Raw genomic sequence first — 6,738 nt, 5'->3', positions numbered from 1 at the left:
CCAGAAATTGCCAAACTTTATCATCAAAACCATCAGAAAGACACCATTTACAAGTGAAACCAAATCTTTATTCTCAACAAAGGAATGAACAGTGGAAAGCCCCAGAAAGAGCCTTTTACCAATAGTTATGTGATCATTTTTTCATCTGACGAAGACGCCGAAATGATTTACTGGTTAGCATACAGCCTATGGCAAATGAAATTTTGGCATCAGCACCTTATTGGGTCCGTTATTCCATTTATCCGAATTCAAAATTTTAAATCCGAATTTGACCAAAAAGTAAATCAATTACTTTACGACTTCGAGCAGCATCAGAAAGATATTGATGCAATCAAAGCGCTAGAACTACAAAAAGAACATCTGGAGAAAAATCTAAAACTGATTAATGAACTAAAAAAATGTATTTTGTCTAGGTACTGTCGGTAAACAAAAAAAAGCCTAATCTTGCGATTTAGGCTTTCTTATAAAATTCAGTAAAGGTTACCACACAAAAACTGAATTTATTCTGAACTTGTTTCAGAATCTAATAAAACTGAATTTATTTTTTATTTTTGGTCAACCGCTTTAAAAGAAGTGAAACCAGAAAACTAACTATAGCTCCAACAACGGCTAAGATAATAGTTTTTAGAATATCTTCAGAAAGGATATTGGGTGCAATACTCAACAACGTTCCTAAAATGGTGCCTGATTTTAAAGTAAGATTAGTCTCCATCGCTTCTAGATTTTGGAATTATTTCTTGTTCTGCCTTCAACAGGGCTGCTTCATCAACTGTAATCTGACTGACAGCAGAAATCACCCCTCCAGCAACAGCTATATATCCTGCAATACTTACCACAGCAACAGGCAAAACAACCGGCGCCGCAATCACACTTCCGCTTATGGCCAACAAAGCCAATCCAATGGCTCTCAAAATCCTAAAAAACTTAGGAGTTGGCGATTTTACTCTTTCTACTAATTTCATAGTACTACTTTTTAAGATTGAACACTTATTTTCACTACTTCATTACGATCTAAAGCGGCGTAAACCAAAGATTTTAGCTTTTCCAACGCTTTTCGGGAGGAACGGCCCTTTCCTACTCCACTATGTTGCGTTACAGGAGCAATACAGCCCAATAATTCTTTTTTGGCGTCATTGGCGGGATGGATTAATATTAAATCTCTTCCCGGAACATTTCTCAAATGCAAGTGCCATTTAAATTTTGGGCTAAACCGCTTCTGCAAAACATATTCTCCTTCTGGAATACAAGAGATACGCCTTTGATTTCCCAACCAAGGCAATTCGATGGTATAACAAACTAGTGTGCCGTTCCATTCTAGCATCCCTTGCGTTCCTTCAGGAAAATAGATTCTGGTTAATACCAAAACCATCTTACAATCCGCTTACGCTAACCAAAGCTAACGGGTTGTAGGATCCATTTTTCAAGGGATACATCTGGCCATTTACTTGTTGGTAAAACTCAACACCTAAAGCCAAAAACAACGGTTTTGTGCTGTTTGGTGTCACCGGGTTTACATGACTAATCGCCGCTGTTGCTGTCATATCCCAAGGAAGAATGGCCGTTTCGGAATTCGTTGATACGAAAGTCTCTGCCTCAAAATCAATTTCAGCACCAGCTGAAATAATTTTAAAATGGGTCGTCCCTCCTGGAGCTGCAATCATATTAGCGGGAATAAACGAATCCAAATCAACGCTGATATCTCCAGATACTCTGTCGATTATCCCTACATAGGGAGCAAACAAACTGGTCCCCAGTTTCCCTCTGATGTTGAACTCAAAACCAATAAGCAATTCCGCCTCACCATCAATTACATTTCGTAACCCACGCTCGCTAATCGTATCGGCTTGAATAACTTTCACCATCGCTTGGGTAAGTCGACTCACCACTCTACCGTCCGCAGAATTTAACAGTAAGACTCTCAGAGCCGTTCTTAAAACTTTCCCTGCCTTGCCGGCTCTTCCAAATTCAGAACCGTTCTCACGCGTTCTTTGAAACGCAGGATCATTTTTGATTCTGCTGGCATCGATGCCTCCTTTTTCACGTGCCAAATGCCCATCTTGGGTTTTGTAAAAAGTAATATCTCCAATAGTACCTTTCAACTTAATTATGCCTTTCTGTCTTGCCATAATTCCTAAAATTTAAGTTTATAAATTAATTTAAAATGAATTCAATCGTCATCCTGTTGCAACACTTTTCAATTGATTTGAATACAAATTTTAGCCAATTAAATCACATTAAAAAGGCCTCGACGACCAGATGGCAGGATCAGACACAGATGGCATAAATCGACATAAATGACACTTGTGAGTTCGTTACGAGTTATAAATTTCTATATGCAATTACATATAGATTGTATTTTAATAAGTAAATTATATGCTTTTACATATAATTTACTATATTTGTTCTAATTCGATGTAAATGCATATAATTATGATAACACTAGCAGACTTTGTAAAAGAAAAAAGAAATGAAGTAAACCTTACCCAGGAAGCATTTGCAGAACGTGCTGGAGTAGCACTTACCGTTATTCGAAAAATAGAACAAGGCAAAGAAAATCTAAATCTCGAGAAGGTAAATCAAGTGCTCCGAATGTTCGGGCATACCCTCGCACCGGTTAACGCACGAGAATTATCCAAAAATGAAAAGAAAGAATAATGAGAAAGGCAGCAATATATTATAAAGACGTCTTAGCGGGAATACTCACCGAAACAGATGAAGGAGACTATATCTTTCAGTATGAAGAACAATACATAAAGAAACATCCCAAGCAGTTCATTACGTTTACGATGCCAGTAAGTCCTAAAACATATACCGACAAACGATTATTCCCCTTTTTTGAAGGACTAATTCCTGAAGGCTGGCTCCTGGATATCGCATCCAAAAACTGGAAAATTAATCCCAATGACCGCATGGGATTACTCTTGGCCTGCTGCCAAAATTGTATCGGTGCCGTCAGTGTTCAACCAATACCAAATGAAAATGAGTAAGAAATGCGTATACTGTTACCTGAGATTAGAGGATACAATTGAAGGTGATTTTCACGAGCAATGTAGCTTAGCGTTTTTTGGAACAAAACACCAACCTGCATTTGAACATACCCTACAACAAATGACCGCCTTAGCGCTAAATGTCGTGGAGCGAAGCGTAGCAGTACCCGGGGTACAACCCAAATTATCACTATCAATAGTAAATGACACGATTCAGGACGGGAATAAAGGACGCCTTACCGTGGTAGGTGCTTTGGGCGGTAATTATATTTTCAAACCGCCATCCGAACAATTTGCTGAAATGCCCGCAAATGAACATGTAACGATGCGCATTGCAGAAGCTTTTGGTATTAACACTGTAAAATCAAGCTTGATCCGTCTACAATCTGGTGAGCTTTCCTATATTACCAAACGCATTGATAGGACAGCTACTGGAGAAAAAATCCACATGCTCGACATGTTCCAAATCACGGAAGCTTTTGACAAATACAAAAGCTCGATGGAAAAAATAGGCAAAGCCATCAATGAATTCTCAGACAACACCTTATTGGACAAACTATACTTTTTAGAACTGGGTGTCTTCAGTTACCTAACGGGAAATAACGACATGCACCTGAAGAACTTCTCGATGATCAATACAGGGGATAGTTGGACATTGGCTCCAGCCTATGATCTGCTGAACGTAGCCATAGTAAACCCGGAAGACACCGAAGAACTAGCTTTAACACTCGATGGAAAAAAGAAAAAACTAAAATGGCAGCATTTCCAAACACTAGGCACAAACCTCGGACTCAACGACAAACAGCTCAAAGGAATAGTAAAACGATTCCAAAAAAATAAACCAATTGCCATGCAGTGGATTGATAATTCATTCCTATCTGAAGCATTCAAAGAAAAATACAAACTACTATTAGAGGAAAGATACAGCAGTTTATTTCAGCCTAAGTAAACAAGCACTTTTTTGTTTAATTTTACTTAGAAGTTTGGATAATAGAATTTTAAAGTAAGCCAAAGCCCAACCAAAGCTATAGATAGAGTATGAAAGCAGCAACCACGAGATTGTGTATCTACCCTAAAGACATACAACGCATTACAGGAAAGAGTTATCGCCAAAGCATTAGACTGTTGCAAAACATCAGAAAGGAGCTTAACAAGCTCCAAAATGAGTTTGTATCTATAGAAGAGTTTTGCCAGTACACTAGCCTGAAACAAGAGCAGGTAGAATTACATATTATAGGTTAAACTCCCGTTATTCTTTCAAATATTTTACCATTAAAGCAGTTGTAATAAGTCTTTTTTACTAATTTTGACTATAATACTGGTTGTTTTACACCAGATTAAACCAACAATAGCATCTCATTATACTAAGTATGTCAGTATTATAAAAAATGATACTACTAAATTAAACATATCAGAAAAGATCATCAACACAATTGAAAACGATTTTTTCCTTTTTAAAGAACTAATCGTTGATAAACGGAATCTATTTCTAAAAAATTGGATGCTACAATCAGAAAAAATCTTTAATACCTAGATGAATTTTGGTATTGTACAAGTTTAAAAATTAAACAGCTTAAACAGGTAATTATTCGGTAAAATAGTACGTTTGCCAGACTATATTTTGAACTTATCAATGGTGCAAATTCCAATAAAATTGATTAAATTTGAATCATCAATACGAGTACTAAATTGAGTGAAATTTAAAGGTGCACAATTCGGTGCACTCATTTTGAAAAACAAACGCTAAGTCAATAAAATTAGGACTTGACAGAGGTTAACAAATCCCTCTTTCTCCGCCAGTATAAAAACAAATGGTATCAAAACCCCGTAAATCTTATGATTTACGGGGTTTTTGCTTTTACGACATAGTCAAATTATTCATCTAATCTCATCCTTAAAGAGACTAAATCGAGACCCTAACAAATTCAACAATTAGGGTCTCGCTAAATCTCCTTAAACCCTACAAACATTATGTTTCATGACCAGTTCAACGACTGGTTCACTATTTAAACATCTTGTTTGGTATTCGCAAGATATTTAAATTGAATAATAATTAAAAGGTCACCACCATGAAAACAAAAATCACATTACACTTTTATGCTAAAAGCACTAAAGCCAACACATCAGGTCAATTACCAATCTATATTAGATTGACTGTAGATGGAAAACGAATGGAATTCAGTTCAAAGAAATTCATTGAAGCAGCAAAATGGTCAACCGAATTGTCAAAAATGAAAGGAACCTCAGAGGAAGCCCGTTCATTAAATGAATATCTTAATTTGATGAAATCTAAAATATTTGACATTCAGATGGAATTAATTCACAAAAACGAATTACTAACACTTGAAGTTTTCAAAAACAAATTACTGGGTATCGAAGAACGACAAAGAACCCTCATCCCTATCTTAAAAGACCACAACAATAAAATCAAAGAATTGGTAGGCAAAGAATATGCACAAGGAACATTGGAGCGTTATAATACCTCTTTGAAACATACCATTGATTTTTTAGAATGGAAATACAAAATATCCGATATCGAAATCGACAAAATAAATCATGCCTTTATAACCGATTATGAGTTCTACCTGCGCAGCGTTAGGAATTGCGCGAATAACACCGCTGTCAAATACATCAAGAACTTCAGCAAAATCATCAAGATTTGTTTGGCCAATAATTGGATTGAAAGAAACCCTTTCAGTAACTACAAAGCCAAAGTCAGAGAAGTGGAACGGGTGTATTTATCAGAAGGAGAAATTCAGAATATCATCAACAAAGATTTCAAAACCGAAAGACTATCATTAGTCCGCGATATCTTCCTTTTTAGCTGCTTTACCGGCTTGGCATACATTGACGTCAAAAACTTAACTAAGTCCCATATAAGCATCGGTATTGATGGAGAGAAATGGATATTCACCCACCGTCAGAAAACAGAAGCTGCATCAAAGATTCCAATTCTTCCAATTACCCAAATGATAATCGATAAATACGAGGACCATCCGGAATGCTGCAATCAAAACAAACTGCTTCCCATTTTGAGCAACCAAAAAATGAATGCGTATTTAAAGGAAATTGCAGGCGTTTGTGAAATTGAAAAAGAACTCACCTTCCACATTGCCAGACATACTTTTGCAACAACTGTAACACTTACAAACGGAGTTCCTATTGAAAGTGTAAGCAAAATGCTTGGTCATAAAAACTTACGTACCACACAACATTATGCTAAAGTCTTAGATAAGAAGGTCAGTGAGGATATGATGATTTTAAGGGAAAAATTTAAAGAAGGTGTATTGGCTAAATCGGTGAGTTAGTTTTTGTATGAAACATCGCAAATATTAGTGTAAAAGTAAAAGATACTTCCATTATAAATGTAACTAAATACAACAACATCAAATTTTTATAATATATATTTCAAAGCAACTAACTTCAAAACATTAACCAATTTTGTCAACCCATGACTATAATCTCTATAAGCAATTCTCGCACAGTACTCTATAAAATCATAGCATTCACGTCATCATTGGTAAACTCATTATCGGCATTAATCATGAGTCTTTTAAGCCGCAAAAATATCCTCCTCAAATTACAAAATAACTTTTAAAAAGTTTCACTATTCTAATCAAAACATTTAGCAAAAATTGTAATTTTGAAAACAAAGGATCAAGAAAATCGAATAGTAAATACATAATATCACAAAAAAGTTCAAAAAAACTATTATCAAATTAAAGGGGATATATTAGAGTTTTTTACGTCT

Annotated in this window: 9 protein-coding genes; 5 read left to right on the top strand and 4 right to left on the bottom strand. The window is 35.8% G+C overall.

What is annotated here, in order from left to right; genetic code table 11:
• Positions 1–84: 84 nt before the first annotated feature.
• Complete coding sequence (locus tag H4V97_RS15795) at positions 85–426, top strand: DUF6943 family protein (RefSeq protein ID WP_209550248.1); 342 nt, start codon at positions 85–87, stop codon at positions 424–426.
• 112 nt (positions 427–538) lie between these two features.
• On the opposite strand, the gene H4V97_RS15790 is transcribed toward H4V97_RS15795, so the two are convergent.
• Genes H4V97_RS15790 through H4V97_RS15775 form a run of 4 tightly spaced genes read right to left on the bottom strand, consistent with a single transcriptional unit; the run spans position 539 to position 2,126 of the window.
• Positions 539–712 (bottom strand): hypothetical protein, encoded by a 174-nt coding sequence (locus tag H4V97_RS15790; protein WP_016991037.1) that lies wholly within the window; start codon positions 710–712, stop codon positions 539–541.
• The gene (locus tag H4V97_RS15785; RefSeq protein ID WP_209550247.1) at positions 702–962 is read right to left on the bottom strand and encodes a hypothetical protein; all 261 of its coding nucleotides are present in this window, start codon (positions 960–962) and stop codon (positions 702–704) included. The genes H4V97_RS15790 and H4V97_RS15785 overlap by 11 nt, the downstream gene beginning before the upstream one ends.
• A gap of 11 nt (positions 963–973) precedes the next feature.
• Entirely contained in the window at positions 974–1,369 is a 396-nt protein-coding gene (locus H4V97_RS15780; RefSeq protein ID WP_209550246.1) for a DUF5675 family protein, read from the bottom strand.
• A 1-nt stretch (position 1,370) separates the two neighbouring features.
• Positions 1,371–2,126, bottom strand: coding sequence for a hypothetical protein (locus H4V97_RS15775; RefSeq protein ID WP_209550245.1), 756 nt, complete (start codon positions 2,124–2,126; stop codon positions 1,371–1,373).
• Between the two features lie 304 nt (positions 2,127–2,430).
• Here H4V97_RS15775 and H4V97_RS15770 point away from each other — a divergent pair, with 304 nt between their 5' ends.
• The 4 genes from H4V97_RS15770 (at position 2,431) to H4V97_RS15755 (ending at position 6,295) form a co-directional block, all read left to right on the top strand.
• Entirely contained in the window at positions 2,431–2,655 is a 225-nt protein-coding gene (locus tag H4V97_RS15770; protein ID WP_016991033.1) for a helix-turn-helix domain-containing protein, read from the top strand.
• A complete protein-coding gene (locus H4V97_RS15765) occupies positions 2,655–2,987 on the top strand; it encodes a HipA N-terminal domain-containing protein (RefSeq protein ID WP_016991032.1) in 333 nt (110 codons plus the stop codon). Before H4V97_RS15770 ends, H4V97_RS15765 begins: the two co-directional genes overlap by 1 nt.
• The gene (locus H4V97_RS15760; RefSeq protein WP_410505216.1) at positions 2,980–3,936 is read left to right on the top strand and encodes a HipA domain-containing protein; all 957 of its coding nucleotides are present in this window, start codon (positions 2,980–2,982) and stop codon (positions 3,934–3,936) included. The genes H4V97_RS15765 and H4V97_RS15760 overlap by 8 nt, the downstream gene beginning before the upstream one ends.
• Positions 3,937–5,056: 1,120 nt before the next feature.
• The gene (locus tag H4V97_RS15755; protein WP_209550243.1) at positions 5,057–6,295 is read left to right on the top strand and encodes a site-specific integrase; all 1,239 of its coding nucleotides are present in this window, start codon (positions 5,057–5,059) and stop codon (positions 6,293–6,295) included.
• Positions 6,296–6,738 lie beyond the last annotated feature (443 nt).

Source organism: Flavobacterium sp. CG_23.5 (assembly GCF_017875765.1).
Classification (GTDB): Bacteria; Bacteroidota; Bacteroidia; order Flavobacteriales; family Flavobacteriaceae; genus Flavobacterium.
The sequence above is the reverse complement of the archived record's forward strand: the minus strand, read 5'-3'. Positions and strand labels throughout refer to the sequence as shown.

Excerpts from the sequence above, each read along its gene's own strand:
- H4V97_RS15770 (WP_016991033.1), top strand. The coding sequence starts at position 2,431 with ATGATAACACTAGCAGACTTTGTAAAAGAAAAAAGAAATGAAGTAAAC.
- H4V97_RS15780 (WP_209550246.1), bottom strand. The coding sequence starts at position 1,369 with ATGGTTTTGGTATTAACCAGAATCTATTTTCCTGAAGGAACGCAAGGG.
- H4V97_RS15760 (WP_410505216.1), top strand. The coding sequence starts at position 2,980 with ATGAGTAAGAAATGCGTATACTGTTACCTGAGATTAGAGGATACAATT.
- H4V97_RS15775 (WP_209550245.1), bottom strand. The coding sequence starts at position 2,126 with ATGGCAAGACAGAAAGGCATAATTAAGTTGAAAGGTACTATTGGAGAT.
- H4V97_RS15795 (WP_209550248.1), top strand. The coding sequence starts at position 85 with ATGAACAGTGGAAAGCCCCAGAAAGAGCCTTTTACCAATAGTTATGTG.
- H4V97_RS15765 (WP_016991032.1), top strand. The coding sequence starts at position 2,655 with ATGAGAAAGGCAGCAATATATTATAAAGACGTCTTAGCGGGAATACTC.
- H4V97_RS15785 (WP_209550247.1), bottom strand. The coding sequence starts at position 962 with ATGAAATTAGTAGAAAGAGTAAAATCGCCAACTCCTAAGTTTTTTAGG.
- H4V97_RS15755 (WP_209550243.1), top strand. The coding sequence starts at position 5,057 with ATGAAAACAAAAATCACATTACACTTTTATGCTAAAAGCACTAAAGCC.
- H4V97_RS15790 (WP_016991037.1), bottom strand. The coding sequence starts at position 712 with ATGGAGACTAATCTTACTTTAAAATCAGGCACCATTTTAGGAACGTTG.